The 16,960-nt window shown below is 46.7% G+C and carries 14 protein-coding genes and 1 tRNA gene; 9 read left to right on the top strand and 6 right to left on the bottom strand.

Annotated features, from left to right (window positions below; translation table 11 throughout):
• Positions 1–87 precede the first annotated feature (87 nt).
• On the top strand, positions 88–819 hold the full coding sequence (locus ACMXI2_RS18860; protein ID WP_483782406.1) for a GntR family transcriptional regulator: 732 nt from the start codon (positions 88–90) through the stop codon (positions 817–819).
• A gap of 80 nt (positions 820–899) precedes the next feature.
• On the opposite strand, the gene ACMXI2_RS18855 is transcribed toward ACMXI2_RS18860, so the two are convergent.
• Entirely contained in the window at positions 900–1,781 is an 882-nt protein-coding gene (locus ACMXI2_RS18855) for a COG4315 family predicted lipoprotein (protein WP_483777629.1), read from the bottom strand.
• Positions 1,782–1,938: 157 nt separating this feature from the next.
• Between ACMXI2_RS18855 and ACMXI2_RS18850 the strand changes: the two genes are divergently transcribed.
• Complete coding sequence (locus ACMXI2_RS18850) at positions 1,939–5,964, top strand: DEAD/DEAH box helicase (RefSeq protein WP_483777628.1); 4,026 nt, start codon at positions 1,939–1,941, stop codon at positions 5,962–5,964.
• Position 5,965: 1 nt separating this feature from the next.
• On the opposite strand, the gene ACMXI2_RS18845 is transcribed toward ACMXI2_RS18850, so the two are convergent.
• Both ACMXI2_RS18845 and ACMXI2_RS18840 read right to left on the bottom strand, forming a co-directional pair.
• Entirely contained in the window at positions 5,966–6,724 is a 759-nt protein-coding gene (locus tag ACMXI2_RS18845) for an SDR family NAD(P)-dependent oxidoreductase (protein ID WP_483777627.1), read from the bottom strand.
• Positions 6,725–6,734: 10 nt separating this feature from the next.
• A complete protein-coding gene (locus tag ACMXI2_RS18840) occupies positions 6,735–8,453 on the bottom strand; it encodes an IlvD/Edd family dehydratase (RefSeq protein WP_483777626.1) in 1,719 nt (572 codons plus the stop codon).
• Positions 8,454–8,682: 229 nt separating this feature from the next.
• Between ACMXI2_RS18840 and ACMXI2_RS18835 the strand changes: the two genes are divergently transcribed.
• From ACMXI2_RS18835 to ACMXI2_RS18810, 6 genes are all read left to right on the top strand, one after another.
• The gene (locus tag ACMXI2_RS18835) at positions 8,683–11,457 is read left to right on the top strand and encodes an outer membrane beta-barrel protein (protein ID WP_483777625.1); all 2,775 of its coding nucleotides are present in this window, start codon (positions 8,683–8,685) and stop codon (positions 11,455–11,457) included.
• 4 nt (positions 11,458–11,461) lie between these two features.
• Positions 11,462–12,238, top strand: a complete 777-nt coding sequence (locus tag ACMXI2_RS18830) for a GLPGLI family protein (RefSeq protein WP_483777624.1) — start codon at positions 11,462–11,464, stop codon at positions 12,236–12,238.
• Between the two features lie 20 nt (positions 12,239–12,258).
• Entirely contained in the window at positions 12,259–13,068 is an 810-nt protein-coding gene (locus ACMXI2_RS18825) for an AraC family transcriptional regulator (RefSeq protein WP_483777623.1), read from the top strand.
• A 69-nt stretch (positions 13,069–13,137) separates the two neighbouring features.
• Entirely contained in the window at positions 13,138–13,587 is a 450-nt protein-coding gene (locus tag ACMXI2_RS18820) for a VOC family protein (protein ID WP_483777622.1), read from the top strand.
• Positions 13,588–13,691: 104 nt separating this feature from the next.
• Positions 13,692–13,958 carry a hypothetical protein gene (locus tag ACMXI2_RS18815; protein ID WP_079473448.1) on the top strand — a complete coding sequence of 89 codons (267 nt, stop codon included), beginning with the start codon at positions 13,692–13,694 and terminating at the stop codon, positions 13,956–13,958.
• Between the two features lie 253 nt (positions 13,959–14,211).
• On the top strand, positions 14,212–14,727 hold the full coding sequence (locus tag ACMXI2_RS18810) for a hypothetical protein (protein ID WP_483777621.1): 516 nt from the start codon (positions 14,212–14,214) through the stop codon (positions 14,725–14,727).
• 61 nt (positions 14,728–14,788) lie between these two features.
• On the opposite strand, the gene ACMXI2_RS18805 is transcribed toward ACMXI2_RS18810, so the two are convergent.
• A complete protein-coding gene (locus ACMXI2_RS18805) occupies positions 14,789–15,223 on the bottom strand; it encodes an acyl-CoA thioesterase (RefSeq protein ID WP_111579096.1) in 435 nt (144 codons plus the stop codon).
• 190 nt (positions 15,224–15,413) lie between these two features.
• On the opposite strand from ACMXI2_RS18805, the gene ACMXI2_RS18800 reads away from it, so the two are divergent.
• Positions 15,414–15,498 (top strand) — tRNA-Ser (locus ACMXI2_RS18800).
• 98 nt (positions 15,499–15,596) lie between these two features.
• Here ACMXI2_RS18800 and ACMXI2_RS18795 read toward each other — a convergent pair.
• Complete coding sequence (locus ACMXI2_RS18795; RefSeq protein ID WP_483777620.1) at positions 15,597–16,142, bottom strand: GNAT family N-acetyltransferase; 546 nt, start codon at positions 16,140–16,142, stop codon at positions 15,597–15,599.
• Between the two features lie 53 nt (positions 16,143–16,195).
• Positions 16,196–16,951: a LytR/AlgR family response regulator transcription factor gene (locus ACMXI2_RS18790; protein ID WP_483777619.1), complete on the bottom strand. Its 756-nt coding sequence runs from the start codon at positions 16,949–16,951 to the stop codon at positions 16,196–16,198.
• Positions 16,952–16,960: the final 9 nt, after the last annotated feature.

The following is a 16,960-nucleotide window of genomic DNA, read 5'->3' as shown; positions in this document are numbered from 1 at the left end:
CCTGTTTTTTCTGCCGGAGCATACATACGCCCAAAATAAGGCGGCCTAAAATTGTTTTTCTTGTTTATTTCCAGTTGCTTTGCAGGCATGAATTTGAGTATAGATCATAAAAATCCTTTACCACTTCATATACAGGCGGAAAACCTGTTGAGGAATATGATAAAAGATCCACAGTATTCTGGTGGAAAATTTTTACCCAACGAAGTTCAGTTAGCGAAACAACTCGCTATCTCCCGATCTACATTACGTCATGCTTTAAACAAACTTGTATACGAAGGATTGCTGACCCGGAAAAAAGGAGTGGGCACCAAAGTGGCGGAAGCGGCCATCAGCTCTAAATCCAAGAACTGGCTGAGCTTTACACAGGAAATGACGGCGCGTGGTATCATCATCAAAAACTTTGAGCTGCATGTTACCTGGGTATTGCCCGATGAAACCATTGCCAACTTTTTTGAAATCAGTCCAACCAAAAAAGTGCTCAAACTGGAGCGCCTGAGAGGCAAGGCAGAAGGCCCTTTTGTATATTTCATTTCCTATTTCCATCCACGCGTGGGGCTAACCGGTGAGGAGGATTTCAAACGTCCTTTGTACGATATCCTGGAGAAAGATTACATGACGGTGGCTACTTTATCGAAAGAAGAAATCAGCGCTAAGTCAGCCGACAAATTTATTGCGTCCAAGCTGGAACTGGAACCCGGTCATCCCATCCTCGTAAGGAAACGGTTTGTATACGACCAGGGCGAACGCCCCATCGAATACAACCTGGGGTACTACCGTGCCGACAGCTTCGTGTACACCGTGGAAAGCAGAAGGGAATAACTTTATATTTTATTAAATACAGCGGCTCAGCATTAATACATAAGTATTAATACTGAGCCGTTCCGTTTTACGGTTACTGTTTATTGCTTAGGAGCGGCTGCCACGTCTTTTGTAACTACCGGCCATACGCCTGGTGCAGGGAAGCTTACGCCTTTGTTAGCGCCTCTTACTCCTGCGTCCTGTCCGAAGTAATACAGCGGCCAGCCTTTGTAGGTTAATTGTTTTTTACCGGCAACGGTGATGCTGCCAAATAATGTTTTATCAAGCGTAGAAGGCACTACGATCTGGTCTGTTTCGTAGATAGGCCATACCGCATTATTGGAAAAATCAGCTTTGGTGAACTTGTTGATATTAAAGCTGTCTTTGGCAAAAGAGTAGAGTGTAAGACCTTTGCCATCACTGAAATACATGGTTTTGCCGGTACCCTCGGTATGGTCTTCCAGGTAGTTTTTGCCATCGGCGCCCACCAGCTGGGCATTGATCAGCTGTATGGTGTAATCGGGCTTGGCTACATACCATACCTTATTAACTCCTTCACCATCTGTTTTACCGGGCGCCTCACGTACGTTAACGCCACCCACCGCAGGTGCGAAGTAGTACAGTGGCCATCCTTTATAAGCAGTTTGTTTTTGGCCATTAGTAGTAATAGTGGTAAAGTCTTTGACGTCCAGGCCGGTGCCAAGCGCCGCCTGGGCAAGATTGTCGCCGGCATAATAAATAGGCCATACCGCTGCGCATCCACCGGTGCAGTTATTTTTGCCATCGAAGTCGTTGGAGAAATAATAGAGGGAATTACCATCCACATCTGTCAGGTGATTTCCCAAAGTAGCGCTGGCGCTGAGTTGTACCAAAGATTTAGGCGCAGGAGTGTCGGGGTTATCGTCGTTTCCGCCGCAGGCGCTGAAGAAAACGATACCAGACAAGGCTATCAATGAAAGCAGGGAGTTTTTTACGCAGTTCATGCTGTTAAAATTTTTTAGAAATTTGAAATAGTCAATACGCAATTGCGGTTTGTTGATACGTAACAACCTGGGTAGGTAATTCATACTTATGCGTATTCGTTAAAAACAGGAAAAAGGTTGTCTGCCCCGCAAAATATTTTCAGCTACTTTTGCGGCTATGGTCAATGAAGGTTTCTATTCAGAACAATATGAATCGCAGGAAAGGGATACCCGGCTGGTAATGGACGTAATGTCTGTGTACCTGTATCCGCTGGAAACATTTACTATTACAGATGCTGTGAACCGCGTGGAAGAAATGAAGGGCACCAGGGTCAGTGAAATATTGAAGCACCTGGTAGCGGCAGGACTGGCCATTAAAAATGTAACAGGCAATTATTCCCTGGTACCGGAAATGAATTTTCTGCTGTTCCCTGTAAATATAAAACAGCCGGCTTATTCCGCGTTGCTGGAAAGGACAAGGCACGCCGTACATGCATTTTACAGCATGAGCGCCCGGTTGCAGGATCTGCAACAACTACTTACTGCTTATTTTACAGGCGATCGTTTCCTGTTGTCGCCACCTGTAAGGAAACTGGAAATGGAGCTGGACGAATATCAGCCTTATTTATCTTACCTGTTGTATTTCCCCGCCTATGCAGAACTGTTGCCTTTTTTCAGCCAGGAGAGCCTCGACCGGATGGTGTCTTTTGCCTTAAAGTATAACCTGCTGAAAATGCCGCCGGTGGAAGTACTGGAAAGTTTTCGCCGGCAATATGGCGCGGATTTTCCTGAGGTGTCGCTGTTACAGGGGCATCTCGATTTGCCTCCGGCAGATAAAACTGCAGATGACCTTTATGCACAAGCTGTGATATTATTGTATAGCGGGCAACCGGCAAAAGCATTGACAACATTTGAAAAAGGGATCAAACGTCAACGGCAGTACGATAAAAAGAATACGATGCCGCTGTCGCCGTTGTTTGCTTTTTATTACGCATTCACGCTGGCTGTATTGCCCGGTGAGCAAACGAATCCGCTGATAGCCAAAATTGTGGCCGCTTATGAACGCAAGCTATTCCCTGCTATCACCCCGGCTGTTTGTTTGCTGCATTTTCATGCAGGCCGTAAGGAGAAAGGAGAGCAGTTGTTGCTGCTGATACTGGAAGGCGGTGAAAGCAACCTGCTGAGTTACCTGTCGGTATTGTGTTTGCAGCTGTTGCATCCCAAAAGTAAATTGTTACGCACTTTTAGTACTACCACTGCAAGATTACTGGCGCTGGGCATGGAGCGTCACTACCGGTTACTGACCTACGAATATTTATATTTATTTAAGGGAGATGATTACCAGGGATATGAAAGCATATTCGGGGAAGCCGGTACTATTGCCGCGCACCCGCCGGTATTTTCGCAGATGGAGCAAACGCCCGACTGGGAGCGGTTATTAAATACATTACTGGGTGCTGATACACATCTTACAAAAAAAGAAAAAAATGTAGTTGCTTCCCGGTTAATTTACCTGATAGACTTCGACCGGTATAAGATACAGCCGGTGTTGCAAACATCCCAGGGCAATAATACCTGGAGCAGCGGCCGGAATGTGGCCTTGAAAAAATTGAAAGAAGGAAAGGCGGAAGCCATGACGGAACAGGATTTCAGGATTGGCGCCACTGTACAGAAAGATCATTATTATAACTACGACGGAGAGTCCTATTCTTTTGCGGAAACCGTATGGGAAGAAATTGCCGGGCATCCGTTATTATTTTCTGCAGATGATATCACTATTTCTGTAGAAATTATAAAAGCCCAACCGGAGCTGAGCGTTAACAGGTCCGGGCAGGGGTATACCTTCAGTGCTAACGTGGACGACTATATCAGCGAAACGGTATTTGTAAAAGAAACCAACACCCGCCTGAAGATCATCCACCTCACCGCCCAGCAACGACGCCTGCTGCAAACATTGCAGCAGATCCCTGTAGTGCCGGCGGCCGGTAAGGATAAGCTGATCCAGGTGTTGAGGAGCATCGGCGCGCACCTGACTATCCATGCGGATATGGGCGACATTGCCGCCAATATCAGCCGTCGCCCGGCCGACAGCCGTATTGTGATACAGCTGCTGCCATTGGGAGATGGACTGAAGGCAGGTATTTATGTAAAGCCATTTACCAGTGACCCGCCGTATTGCAAGCCGGGCATTGGCGCGCATAATATTATTGGTATCAGCAACGGGGAACGCTGGCAGGCGATCCGTGACCTGGCAAAAGAAAAGAGTAACGTGGCGGCCCTCCTGAACCTCATCCAGGGAGCAATAGAACAGGACCTTTCCGATGATACCATCATTTTTGAAGATCCGCTCGACTGCCTGCAACTGCTTGAAATTATCCATCACCATCCCGAACTGGTGCGGGCTGAGTGGCCGGAAGGCGAGCGTTACAAAGTGAAACAACAGGCAGGCTTTGCACACCTGAGCATTTCACTGAAAGAAAAAGACCACTGGTTTATGTGTACCGGTGAATTAAAGGTAGATGAAACCACCGTGCTGGCGCTGAAAGACCTGCTGGACACCACCCGCACCGTGAAGAAGAGATTTATTGCTTTGCAAAACGGCGAATACCTGGCGTTAACCGGCGACTTACGCCGCCGGCTAAACGAAATGGCCAGTGTGGCCAATATTGATCGCAACAATGTAACTATTCAGCCGTATGCCGCGCCGGTGCTGGATGAATTACTGGAACAGGCAGGCAGTGTTACTACAGATGCCGCCTGGAAAGCCTTCTCCCGTAAGCGCACTACTGCAATGGAACTGGCTGTAACGGTACCGGTTACACTCCAAACCACTTTACGCCCCTACCAGGAGGAAGGCTTCCGGTGGATGACACACCTGGCCGCGTGGGGAGCCGGCGCCTGCCTCGCAGACGACATGGGGCTGGGGAAAACCATCCAGGCTATTGCGTTGCTGCTGCATCGCGCACCGGATGGCCCGGCGCTGGTGATTTGCCCGGCCTCCGTGGTGAACAACTGGAGCAATGAGATCAGCCGCTTTGCGCCTTCCCTGAATGTGGTGTTCCTGCACAACGGTCGCCGCGCAAGCCTGATTAAAAGCGCCGGTGCTTTTGATGTGGTGATCACTACTTACGGCTTACTCCAGACAGAAGAAACATTGCTGGCCGCTGTGAAATGGCCAACGCTGGTACTCGACGAGGCACATACAATCAAGAACTTCCAGACCAAAACATCCAAAGCGGCCATGTCGCTGCAGGCAGGATTTAAACTCATGCTAACGGGAACGCCTATACAAAACCATATGGGCGAGATCTGGAACCTGTTTAACTTCCTCAATCCCGGGCTGCTGGGTACACTGGATCACTTCAACAAGCAATTTGTTTTTCCGTCTGTAAGGAACCCGGAGAGTACGGTGAAGCAGCACCTGAAAAAACTGATCACGCCTTTTATATTGCGGCGTACCAAAACAGGCGTGCTGGATGAATTACCACCTAAGACCGAGATTGTAAAGCTGGTGAGCTTATCATCGGATGAAGCGTCCTTTTATGAAGCATTGCGGAGGAAGGCGCTGGAGAATATCAGGGCGCAGGAGGGTAGTATGGCGCAGCAGCATATCCGGGCACTGGCAGAAATCAGCCGGTTGAGGATGGCGGCCTGTAACCCGCAGCTGGTGGATGCTGAAACCGATATTCCATCTTCCAAACTAATGGTATTCCGGGAAATCGTGGAAGAGCTGGTATCCAACAATCACCGGGCGCTGGTGTTCAGCCAGTTTGTAAAGCATCTCGACCTGGTAAGGGAGGCGTTGCATCAACTGGGGATTACTTATCTCTATCTCGATGGCAGCACACCGATATCGCAACGGGATAAGCTGGTAAAAGATTTCCAGGCAGGCACGGGGCAGTTGTTTCTTATCAGCCTGAAAGCGGGTGGACTAGGACTTAATTTAACCGCTGCCGATTATGTGATTCATATGGACCCGTGGTGGAACCCGGCTATTGAAGAGCAGGCGTCCGACAGGGCGCACCGCATCGGGCAAACCAGGCCGGTGACCATTTACCGGCTGGTAGCACAATATACTATTGAAGAGAAGATCATTGCTTTGCATAACAGCAAACGGGATCTGGCCGATCAACTGCTGGAAGGCAGCGACCGGGCAGGTAAGCTCAACGCCAAAGAATTACTGGAGCTGATCGCGGAGAGATAGCTCAGAACGGCGAGGGGCTGATACTGGTCCAACCGCCATCGATGATGAGACTTTGACCGGTAATATGCTTCGCCTGGTCGGATACCAGGAACAATGCGGCATGGGCAATGTCCTGCGTATAAGCAGGGCGTCCCATAGGCGTGAGGCTGGACCAGATCTGCTCATAGGAGGGATCGTCCAGCGTGCGTTCTGTGAGGGTAGCGCCAGGGGCAATAGTGTTCACCGTAATTTTAAAGGGGGATAATTCAATCACTAAATTTTTTGCCAGCATTTCGAGCGCTGCTTTGCTCATGCCGTAGGCTGCGAGGTCTTTGTGTGCCTGGTGGCCGGTTACAGAGGAAGTGAATAAAATAGCGCCGCCCTGTGGTTGTTGTTTCATTTGGTTGGCGGCGGTTTGCGCCAGGAAAAAAGTACCGCCCAGGTTCACCTGCATCACGCGGTTAAATGCTTCGGGGGTGTAGGTAAAGAAGTTGCCGAATAAAGTAATGCCGGCGTTGGCAATTACAATGTCCAGCCGCCCGGATTGTGTAACAGCCGTATTTACCATTTGCTGAATAAAGGCAATATCGCCGGAGTCGCCGGGCATGGCTATACATTGCCCCTTTGCGGCAGTAATGGCGCTGGCAGCCTGTTGTGCCAGCTGTGCGTCAATATCATTCAGTATAACGGTGGCGCCCTGCAGGGCCAGTTGCTTGCTTATCTCAAACCCGATGCCCTGGCCGGCGCCGGTAACAATCGCTACTTTATTTTGAAATGTCATAAGCCGTTTTTTAGTGTGAGTCCCTGGTTACTTCGCTGCCGGAACTGCCTTTGAGAAAGTCGAGGTCGGCGCCAAGATGCGCCTGCTCTACGTGCTGTTGGTATAGTTGTACATACCCTCTTGCAGACTGTGGGTAAACCGGTTTCCACGCGGCTTTTCTGCGGGCAATTTCTTCGGGAGAAATAGCTGCTTCCAGCCTGCGCTGATGTACATCCAGCGTAATAACGTCGCCATCGCGGAGAATGGCAAGGTTCCCGCCGGCAGCGGCTTCCGGCGATATATGCAGTACTACGGTGCCAAAGCCGGTACCGCTCATCCGTCCGTCCGAAATGCGTACCATGTCTGTAATCCCTTTGGCCAGCAGTTTTGCGGGCAAGCCGAGGTTGCCTACTTCAGGCATCCCGGGATAGCCTTTGGGTCCTACGTTTTTTAGTACCAGCACACTGTTTTCATCCACATCAAGCGTGGGATCATCGATCCGTTTTTTATAGTCGTCGATATCCTCAAACACTACTGCTTTGCCGGTATGTTGCATCAGGTGCGGACTTGCGGCAGATGGCTTGATCACCGCGCCCTGCTCGCAAATATTTCCTTTCAATACCACGATGCCTGACACTGCATTGAAGGGATCATCCAGTGATGAAATCACTTCTTTATTATAGCTGATGGCATCGGCGTAATTAGCGCCGATAGTTTTGCCATTGACGGTAATACAATCCGTGTGAAGATGTTCCAGCAGGGCGTTGATCACAGCTGGTAGTCCGCCGGCATAGTAAAGATCTTCCATGAAATAACTGCCGGAGGGCTGCAAATTGGCGATCAGCGGGATGTTGGCAGAAAAGGTATCCATGTCCTGCAGGTTCAGTTCCACGCCTATGCGGCCTGCAATGGCCAGCAAATGGATCACAAAATTGGTGGAGCCGCCAATAGCAGCATTCACGCGGATGGCATTTTCGAAAGCTTCTCTTGTGAGGATATCCGTTAAGCGCCTGTTTTCCCGTACCATTTTTACGATCTCGTTGCCCGACAGCTGTGCCAGCACTTTGCGGGCGGCATCGGGCGCGGGAATAGCGGCGTTCTGTGGAAGGGACAGTCCCAGGGATTCCACCATACAGGCCATTGTAGAGGCGGTGCCCATCACTGCGCAGTGGCCATCACTGCGGCACATGCCTGCTTCTGCCATAGCGAGTTCTTCGTTGGTCATCCTGCCTGCCCTTACATCATCACTAAACCGCCAAATATCGCTGGTGCCAATACTATGGCCCCGGTGCCTGCCGGTGAGCATAGCGCCGCCCGATACCACAATGGTGGGGATGTTTACGCTGCAGGCGCCCATTACCAATGCAGGCGTGGTTTTGTCGCAACCGCATAGCAGCACTACACCGTCGATAGGATTGGCGCGGATAGATTCTTCCACGTCCATGCTTACCAGGTTGCGGTACAGCATAGCGGTGGGCTTGATGAGTGTTTCTCCCAACGACATGACCGGGAATTCCAATGGATAACCACCGGCTTCCAGTACCCCGCGTTTCACGGCTTCCGCCAGCTCCCTGAAATGGGAATTGCAGGGCGTGAGCTCCGACCAGGTGTTGCAAATACCTATTACAGGCTTGCCTTCCAGCTCATGTGAAGGGATGCCCTGCTTCTTTAGCCAGGCACGGTAAATAAAACCATCTTTGCCTTCACGGGCAAACCAATTAGCGCTTCTCAGTGAATTTTCGTGCTTCATAACAGGAGTGGATATTTTAAAAGATACAATAAATTATGGATTTCAAAAATGAACACTGCCAGATTTTGTTATCAGATGGCTGGTTATCTTTTTATTAATATTCTTTCTCTACATGATAAGTAGGTTATTCATTTAACAGATGTTTATCACACATGGCAACAAAAGTTCAATTTTTATTATGGAATTTTAATTTCATAGCATCTGTACACATAACCTGTATAATCCACAAATGAAGAAACTATCCGGATTGATTCTCGGTATGGTCATTACCCATTGCTGCCTGGCGCAGCAAGCCACTGTTAAGGGAAATGTATCAGACACACTTAATCATGTGCAGTTATCCAATACCGTAGTGGCACTGCTTCAGGCAAAGGATTCCATCTTATATAAATTTACCCGGAGCGATGAAAAAGGACATTTTGAATTAAAGCACCTGCAACCCGGAAAGTACCTGCTACTGATCAGCTATCCTGCCTTTGCAGATTACGTAGAGCCTTTAACGTTATCAGATACCTCTGCTGTGCAACTTAATAATATTATGCTGACACTGAAATCCCGCTTATTGCAGGAAGTAGTGATACAGCAAAAAGTGGCGGCTATAAAAATGAAAGGAGATACCACGGAATTTAATGCCGATAGCTATAAAACTGCTGCCAATGCCTCTGTGGAAGAGCTGTTGAAGAAACTGCCGGGTATACAGGTAAATGGCAAAGGGCAAATTACTGCACAGGGCGAAACGGTAAAGAAAGTGTTGGTAGACGGGGAAGAATTTTTTGGAGATGATCCTACACTCGTCACCAAAAACCTGCGGGCAGATATGGTAGATAAAGTACAGCTATATGATAAGAAAAGCGACCAGTCGGCATTTACAGGTATCGATGATGGAGAGCGGTCGAAAACGATTAACATCCAGCTGAAGGAAGATAAGAAACGCGGTTACTTTGGTAAAGTAGCTGCAGGCGCAGGCAATAATGGTTTTCACGATAGCCAGGCGATGTTGAATGTATTCCGCGGCAAGAAGAAACTGGCTGCCTTCGGCATCGTGTCCAACACTGGCAAAGTGGGACTCGACTGGGGCGACCGGGAGAAGTTCGGCACTGGTACCGGCGATCTTTCCTTTAACGACGATGGCGATATGGAGTTTAGTTTCCAGGGAGATGACCTGGACAGCTGGGATGGCCGCTATGGCGGCGATGGCTACCCACTGGTACAAACCGGCGGATTACATTATTCGGATAAGTGGGACAGGGACCGGCAAAACCTGAACGCCAACTACAAGCTGATGAAACTATATATTGACGGGAACAGTGAAAGCATGTCCCAGAATATCTTACCTGATACCATTTATTATAATCATTCTAAAGAATATTTCAACAACAGCATCCTCCGGAACCGCGTTAATGGCAGCTATGAGCGGCAACTTGATTCCAGTTCTTCTATAAAACTACAGGTAGATGGCGGCCTGGATCACAAAATATCCAATAGATCCAGCAGCAGCGGAATGGAAATGAACGATATGATCGTGAACCGGGGAGAGCGTAAAACCTCCAATATATCGGACATTGGCAGCATGAACGCCAACCTGCTGTGGCGTAAAAAACTAAAGAAGAAAGGACGCACTATATCGCTGAACCTCGCGGAAAATTATTCCCGGACCAACGGGGAAGGAATGCTGGATGCCTATACAGAGTATTACAAACAGAGCAAGTTAGATTCAGTACAAAACACAGATCAGCTTAAAACCACCAACAATGAAAGTATCAGTATTGTGAGTAATCTTACTTACACGGAACCATTGTCTGTGGCTTCTTCTCTGCTGTTTAACTATGGTGTTAATATAGATAATAATCATTCCAACAGGAACTCTTATAACCAGCAGACCGATGGTAAGTATACCGCCCTGGATTCGTTATACAGTAATGATTATGCATTTAATATACTAACACATAAGGGTGGTATCCGGTACGGCTATACGAAAAATAAGATCCGCATTAACATAGGGGGTAATGTAGGTCTTACCAGCTTCAGCCAGCAGGACATGTTCCGGAACAACAAAGTGGAACGTGACTTTGTTAACTGGTATCCGCGGGCGATGTTCCGCTATAGTTTTTCACAGCAGCGACGCCTTACTTTTGAGTATAACGGTTATACCAGTCAGCCCGGCATTAATCAGCTGCAGCCCATCCGCGTGAATGATGATCCGCTCCACCTGCAGATTGGTAACCCTGCGCTGAAACCATCTTTTAATAATAATTTCAGCATCAATTTTAATGATTATAAGGTAATGACTAACAGGAGTATCTGGGCCTCTGTAAGGTATGGATCTACCACTAATGCCATCAGCACCCGGAGCGTGATAGACACTTCTGGGGTAAGTACCAGTCAGGCTGTGAATGTGAATGGGAACCGGAACGCGAATTTCAACCTGTATATAGATTGGAAAATTAATCCGTGGGACCTGAGGGCGGGAGGCAGGGCCAACGGTGGTTTGAACAGGAATGTAAATTATGTGAATGGACTATTGAATACCACTAATTCTTCCAATTTAGGCTTAGGAATCAACCTGCGAAAGTACAAAGACAAAAAGTATGAATACTCCCTGGAAACAGAGGCGAACTTTAACAACAGCGTATCTTCTGTAGATAAAACTTTACGGACACAATACTGGACCTATAATATTTCGCCTAACCTGAGTTTTTTCCTGCCGCTTAAATTGGTGTTACATGCGGATCTGAACTATAATATCCGGCAGAAAACACCCGTGTTTGCCACTAACAACAATGCCGCTATCCTGAATGCTTATGTGGCAAAGAAGTTTGGAAAAAAGGAGCTGGTGCAGATCAATTTTTCCATGAGTGATATCCTGAATCAGAATATCGGCTTTAACAGATCGGTGGCAACCAATACGATCAGTCAGCGGACGTACAGCACCATTGGCCGGTATGGCCTGTTGTCTTTTATCTGGAACTTTAACAAACTAGGCGCGGCCGCTCCAAAAGAATAGTGTTATGAAAAATATTATGGTGAAAATTCGTGTGCTCCTGACCGTTATACTTTGCGCTGTTGTTGTTTTATCAGCACAGGCGCAGCATGCCACTTTTTTGCAGCAGGGGCGGATAGAATTTGAGAAGCGGGTAAACCTGTTTGCCCGCATGGATGACATGAGTAAGGGAGAGGATAATTCGTGGACGGATATGTTGAAAAAGGGGATGTCGCAATACCAGGTCACCTATTTCGATTATTCATTTTCGCATCAAACGTCCCTCTATAAACCAGGAAGGGATAATCCTGACAATAAGAATCCGATATGGGAATCCGCTCCGGCCGAAGTGAACGTGGTATATTCCCGGCTCGATAGTATGCAGAGTATTTCGCAGAAGCAGGTATTTGAGCAGCTGTATCTCGTTAAGGACTCCATGCGGCAGATCCGTTGGAAGATTACTGATGAAACCCGTAAGATCGCCGGGTTTGATTGCCGGCGTGCCAATGCGGTTATCATGGACTCTATTTACGTAGTAGCTTTTTATACCGATGCCATTGTTACGCCCGGCGGACCCGAGTCGTTCAGTGGTTTACCCGGTATGATCCTGGGCGTGGCCCTGCCGCACGAACATGTTACCTGGTTTGCCACCAAAGTGCTGATAGACGATATAAAAGAAGAAGCGCTGAAGCCTCCTGTAAAAGGAAAACCGGTGGACAATAAAGGAATCCGCGAATCTGTTTCAAAAATACTGGGCAAGTGGGGGAATTATGGAAGCGCGTATATCAGGGCAATTATGCTATAATTGCAGAACGATCCGGGCAGATGATGAAAAACAGTTCCCACATATATACGCCAGTACAGCCGTTTGCAGCGCAGCCGGAGGGAGCGGTCGTTTACCGGGAATTTTTACCGGATCTGCGGTTGCAGGAATACATTTACTGTTATTGGCAGCTTAAAACTACCCGTCCGCTTACGGGACCTTTTCATTACCGGGTGGTGGCCGATGGCTGTATGGATATTTTTTTTGAACTACGCGATCCCCGGCAGAGCCTCATTATGGGATTCAGTGACGCTTATACCTGTTTCCCGCTGGAAGGGGATTTTAATTATGTGGGTATCCGTTTCTTGCCGGGCATGTTTCCCCGGTTGTTTCCATTGAATGCTGCTGAATTAAGTAAACAAACTACCACGCTGGAAGACGTGGCGCCGGCGGTTACCCGTTTTTTGACGGACCGCTTTCATGAAGAAATGAAGGAAGAGGAGCTGCAACTCCTGCTGGATGCCTTTTTACTGGATCATGTCACAAAAAAAGTATTGCCGGCAGATAATCGCTTGCTGGAAGCCGTGGATCTGATCATTCAGCATGCGGGGGTTATCAGTATTGAAAAGGAACTGTCGCCGGGAATCAGCTCCCGACAGTTGAGGCGCCTGTTTGAATTTTATATTGGAGATACGCCCAAGACGTTTAGTAAAGTGGTGCGTTTTCAGAAGATACTGCAATCTACCCATCATCCCCACCATATCCGCAGGAACAGATCTTACCTCGATGCCGGGTATTACGACCAGGCCCATTTTATCAGGGAGTTTAAAACGCTTTATGGCCTTACCCCGGCTAAGGTGTTCGGTAAATAAGTTGTCCGTTTTTTACAATTTTTGTTCTCCCGGCTGTCTTAATTTTGCTGTTGTAAAACGGAGAAACGTATGAAAAGATGGCTGTTATTGTTTGTTTTTTTCTTCTTTATATCCAATATTTATTCACAGGCAAAACCAGGTAAAATGAAACTGAATGCAGGAGTTATCACTGCTAAATTAGCGGAGAGTAAAAAATTTTATACAGAGATATTGGGATTTGGAGTGTCCTTTGAAAACGAATTTTACCTGTTGCTGCATACGCCGGATAAGCAGGCGGAAATCAGTTTTTTATTGCCGGAGCATGCGTCGCAGCAATCTTTGTTTAAATCGGCTTTTAATGGCAAGGGCGTGTACCTGACCATTGAAGTGGAGGATGTGGACAAGATGTATGAAGCCATTAAAGCAAAAGGAGTGGACATTAAGATAGCGATCCGTAATGAGCCGTGGGGCGACCGGCATTTTGCCATACAAGACCCTAATGGCGTGGGTATTGACGTGGTAACTTATTCGCAGCCCTGACGTTGTTAACATAATTTTAAGTTAATATAATCTTAAAAGGTCCCCGATTGGCGCCATACAGGAACCATTTTTGTTTTACTGGGGTTAACCAAAAAATTTTAACCATGGCAAAGCAAAGCAAGGACACAGTAAAACAAGAAATCCAGGTATTGGCAATCGGCAACTACAAAAGTTATCCTGATGATTACGAAGTAGCACCTGCCACGGTTTCCCAGAATATTCAGTCATTGGCAAAGGGTTATTGGGACAGCCGGGAATATAAAGAAGTAGAGCGGGATGAGCGACTGGGCATCCATTTGGAAGATTATCAGCATTGGACAAAAGAAGCATATGATGCATTTATGAAATCCAATCAACAGTCCATGAACTAAACCCATTCACCGTTTTTTCAATAGAGGCAGCCTGAAAGTAACCGTTTTCTGGCTGCCTTTTTTTATTATTTGATGCTTACCGCAACCATTTCTTCCTGAATATTGTTTATATAGGACGGTGGATTCACTGCCATAATGTAGTGGGCACTACACCTGCTTCTTATTTTACTACACCATTCCGAGCCGGTGTTCGTTACCCCCTGGATACATAGGCTTGTGGCTGAACCTGCCATTAATCCTAAATTTTCAGTGCATGAAAAAGCTTATCTGTTTGTTCATGATCCTGGGTGCTGCCTGGCGGTTAACTGCCCAAATTACGCCAGCTGTAGCTGTTTTGCCGGCGGAGGATCTTGTAACACAAATCTTTGGCAAAAACAAAGAGTCATTGTTGAATGACTTTTTAAAAATCTCCCCTTTGGAAGAACGGGCGTTTCAATCTGCATTCCTTGAGTATGAAACGGAGAAGAGTCCGTGGTTAACGGAGCGTATCGCATTACTGAAGATGTACAACGAGGAGTTTTCTTCTATTGATGAGAAGAAGATGAATTCTCTTACCCGGCAGTTTATTAACAATGACCTGGAATTCGGGCGTTTGCAAATGCGTTATTTCCGGAAGTTCAACAAGCTGCTGGGCGCCACCAGGGCGGCCAAGTTCTTTCAGCTGGACAATTACCTGGAGCAATCGACGAGGGTATACCTACAGAACCAGCTGCCTTTTATAAAAGCGCTGGAATCTGATAAACTGGCGAAACCACTTACAGCGAGGTAACTAAGCGGATGTTGTCTTATCCAGGATTAATTTGTTTCTGTTTAATCCTGGATAAGACAAACTACGCTTCTTCCACGAAATCCTCACTACGTGGTATGGCTTTGAATTTCTCCATAAGTTCAGGGGGAAGGCCTGTAAGCTTGCGTTTACGGGTATCTATCCATGCGCCATCTACCAATACGGTAGCGGATTTGGTACCATCGCCCCGGAAAATCTCGTGTTTAATGGACCAGCGGGAGCCATCTGCCCGGCATTTGGTCATTTCACAGCTTACGCGCACTTTGTCGTTGGGGCTGATTTCCCGGTGGTAGAACAGCTCTTCCCGGAAAAGGATGGGTCCCAGCTGTTGCTGTATAAAATGAACCGCGGTAAGCCCTACCTGTTCAAGGAGACTTAGCCTGGCCTGTGCGGCAAAATCAGCATAGGCCGAGTGGCGCAGGTGCATATTAGCGTCTATCTGTGACCATAGTACTGGTCCTTCAAAGAATATGTTCATATTTAAATTTACGGAAAAGTGGTGTAAAAAAGCCGGGCCAAACAGGCTGGGATTATATCTGTAACGGCTATACGTAAATTATCCTGGTAGCAGGATGTCTGCCAGGGGATTACTTCTTAACGAAATTTTTCTAATAAAAAAAGTAAAACAAATTTTTTTAGAATCAATTCGTTTTATACTTTCGCAGCCTGGAGAGTTGGCAGAGCGGTCGATTGCGGCAGTCTTGAAAACTGTTGACTGTAACAGGTCCCGGGGTTCGAATCCCTGACTCTCCGCAGATAACAAAAAGCTCTGATTTTCAGAGCTTTTTGTTTAATAGTGAAAGTGCATTATCTAACTCTTTTCTATAGCCCCCTCATCTGATTGGATATTATCAACGAAGCCCGGTTCGCTTTTGTTCCCATTCTTTTTTTAGAATGGCAAACTGAGTTGTGTTTTCATATTTCGGTGTGCCGTCTGTATTTTTTACAAATGAAATATATTCCAGAAATAATCCTTCTTTTCGCATTCCCAGGCGTTCGCAGAGTTTTTGGGAGCGAATATTATCTTCTTCCACATAGCAATAAATCCTCCGTGCTTCTTTCTGCGTAAACAAATAATCCAGCAATCCGCTCGCGGCTTCACTTGCCAATCCTTTCCCTTCAAATTTTGAATTGAAATTCCACCCTACGTTGTAAGTATCCTCTTCGCTGATCGCAAAAAAATTTCCGATGAGCATATCATTTTCCTTCAGGCACACTGCAAACTGTGTATCGTCCTTGCTTTTCTTTTCAGATTCGGCAAGGGCCTCATCCATATTTGCAAGTTTTTCACTGGCGAAACAATTTACGCGTGGTGCTGCAAAATAATCCAGTAATCCGGCAGCATCACTTTCTCTAAATCTGCGGACTGTTAATCTTTCTGTATTGAAATATTCCATTGTGTTATAATCTGAAAAAATGTAAAATTGAATTTTAGCTCTTGTACCGGCATTCACCTGTCTAACCACAATTTGAATTGAGGCATCCGGATGCGGCTTACAATTACTTCCGCATTCCGGTCGCGTTTCAATACAATTTTAGATTTTTCATTAAAATATTTGTGGATACTTTCTATGCTGTTGATGTGCAGGATATACTGCCTGTTTACCCGGAAAAAAAACTGCGGGTCAAGCTGCTCCTCCAGTTCTTCCAGGTTATAAGGAACTGCGATAGAAGAGCCATTCAATAACATGAAATAAACATTCTTATGCTCCAGGAAAACATAGTCAATTTCTTCCACCGGTATCACTTTAAAAGTTTCACGGTAATGCAGTAGAAAACGGCTTTTATATTTTTTTTGCTGCGTCCGAAACATTTCCAAAAGCAATTCTGCATCATCACCTGAAAACTGCGATTTTATCCGTTTTACTTTTTCCAATGCCCCTTGCAGTTCTTCCTGTACGATCGGCTTTAACAAATAAGCCGTCCCGTAAACTTTAAATGCCTGTAAAGCATATTCGTCATAGGCGGTAGTAAAAATTACCGGCGACTTGATATTGACCTGCTTAAAGATTTCAAACGATAAACCGTCAGCCAGGCGTACATCCATAAAAATAACATCCGGTTGTGGATGAGCCTTAAACCATTCCACACTTTCCTGTACGGTAGGAAGAATGGAGAGTAAATGAGCTGAATCAGCTGTTTTTTCTACCATGCTCTTCAACAATTCTGCATTATGCTGTTCGTCTTCTATGATGATATAATCCATGTACTTTAA

This window comes from Chitinophaga sp. G7 BAM 1005, from assembly GCF_057126945.1.
Note: the sequence above shows the minus strand (reverse complement) of the source record. Positions and strands in the feature narration are given on the sequence as shown.

What these genes read in the sequence shown, in the direction of transcription:
- ACMXI2_RS18860 (WP_483782406.1), top strand. Translation starts at nt 88, where the DNA reads ATGAATTTGAGTATAGATCATAAAAATCCTTTACCACTTCATATACAG.
- ACMXI2_RS18855 (WP_483777629.1), bottom strand. Translation starts at nt 1,781, where the DNA reads ATGAACTGCGTAAAAAACTCCCTGCTTTCATTGATAGCCTTGTCTGGT.
- ACMXI2_RS18850 (WP_483777628.1), top strand. Translation starts at nt 1,939, where the DNA reads ATGGTCAATGAAGGTTTCTATTCAGAACAATATGAATCGCAGGAAAGG.
- ACMXI2_RS18845 (WP_483777627.1), bottom strand. Translation starts at nt 6,724, where the DNA reads ATGACATTTCAAAATAAAGTAGCGATTGTTACCGGCGCCGGCCAGGGC.
- ACMXI2_RS18840 (WP_483777626.1), bottom strand. Translation starts at nt 8,453, where the DNA reads ATGAAGCACGAAAATTCACTGAGAAGCGCTAATTGGTTTGCCCGTGAA.
- ACMXI2_RS18835 (WP_483777625.1), top strand. Translation starts at nt 8,683, where the DNA reads ATGAAGAAACTATCCGGATTGATTCTCGGTATGGTCATTACCCATTGC.
- ACMXI2_RS18830 (WP_483777624.1), top strand. Translation starts at nt 11,462, where the DNA reads ATGAAAAATATTATGGTGAAAATTCGTGTGCTCCTGACCGTTATACTT.
- ACMXI2_RS18825 (WP_483777623.1), top strand. Translation starts at nt 12,259, where the DNA reads ATGATGAAAAACAGTTCCCACATATATACGCCAGTACAGCCGTTTGCA.
- ACMXI2_RS18820 (WP_483777622.1), top strand. Translation starts at nt 13,138, where the DNA reads ATGAAAAGATGGCTGTTATTGTTTGTTTTTTTCTTCTTTATATCCAAT.
- ACMXI2_RS18815 (WP_079473448.1), top strand. Translation starts at nt 13,692, where the DNA reads ATGGCAAAGCAAAGCAAGGACACAGTAAAACAAGAAATCCAGGTATTG.
- ACMXI2_RS18810 (WP_483777621.1), top strand. Translation starts at nt 14,212, where the DNA reads ATGAAAAAGCTTATCTGTTTGTTCATGATCCTGGGTGCTGCCTGGCGG.
- ACMXI2_RS18805 (WP_111579096.1), bottom strand. Translation starts at nt 15,223, where the DNA reads ATGAACATATTCTTTGAAGGACCAGTACTATGGTCACAGATAGACGCT.
- ACMXI2_RS18795 (WP_483777620.1), bottom strand. Translation starts at nt 16,142, where the DNA reads ATGGAATATTTCAATACAGAAAGATTAACAGTCCGCAGATTTAGAGAA.
- ACMXI2_RS18790 (WP_483777619.1), bottom strand. Translation starts at nt 16,951, where the DNA reads ATGGATTATATCATCATAGAAGACGAACAGCATAATGCAGAATTGTTG.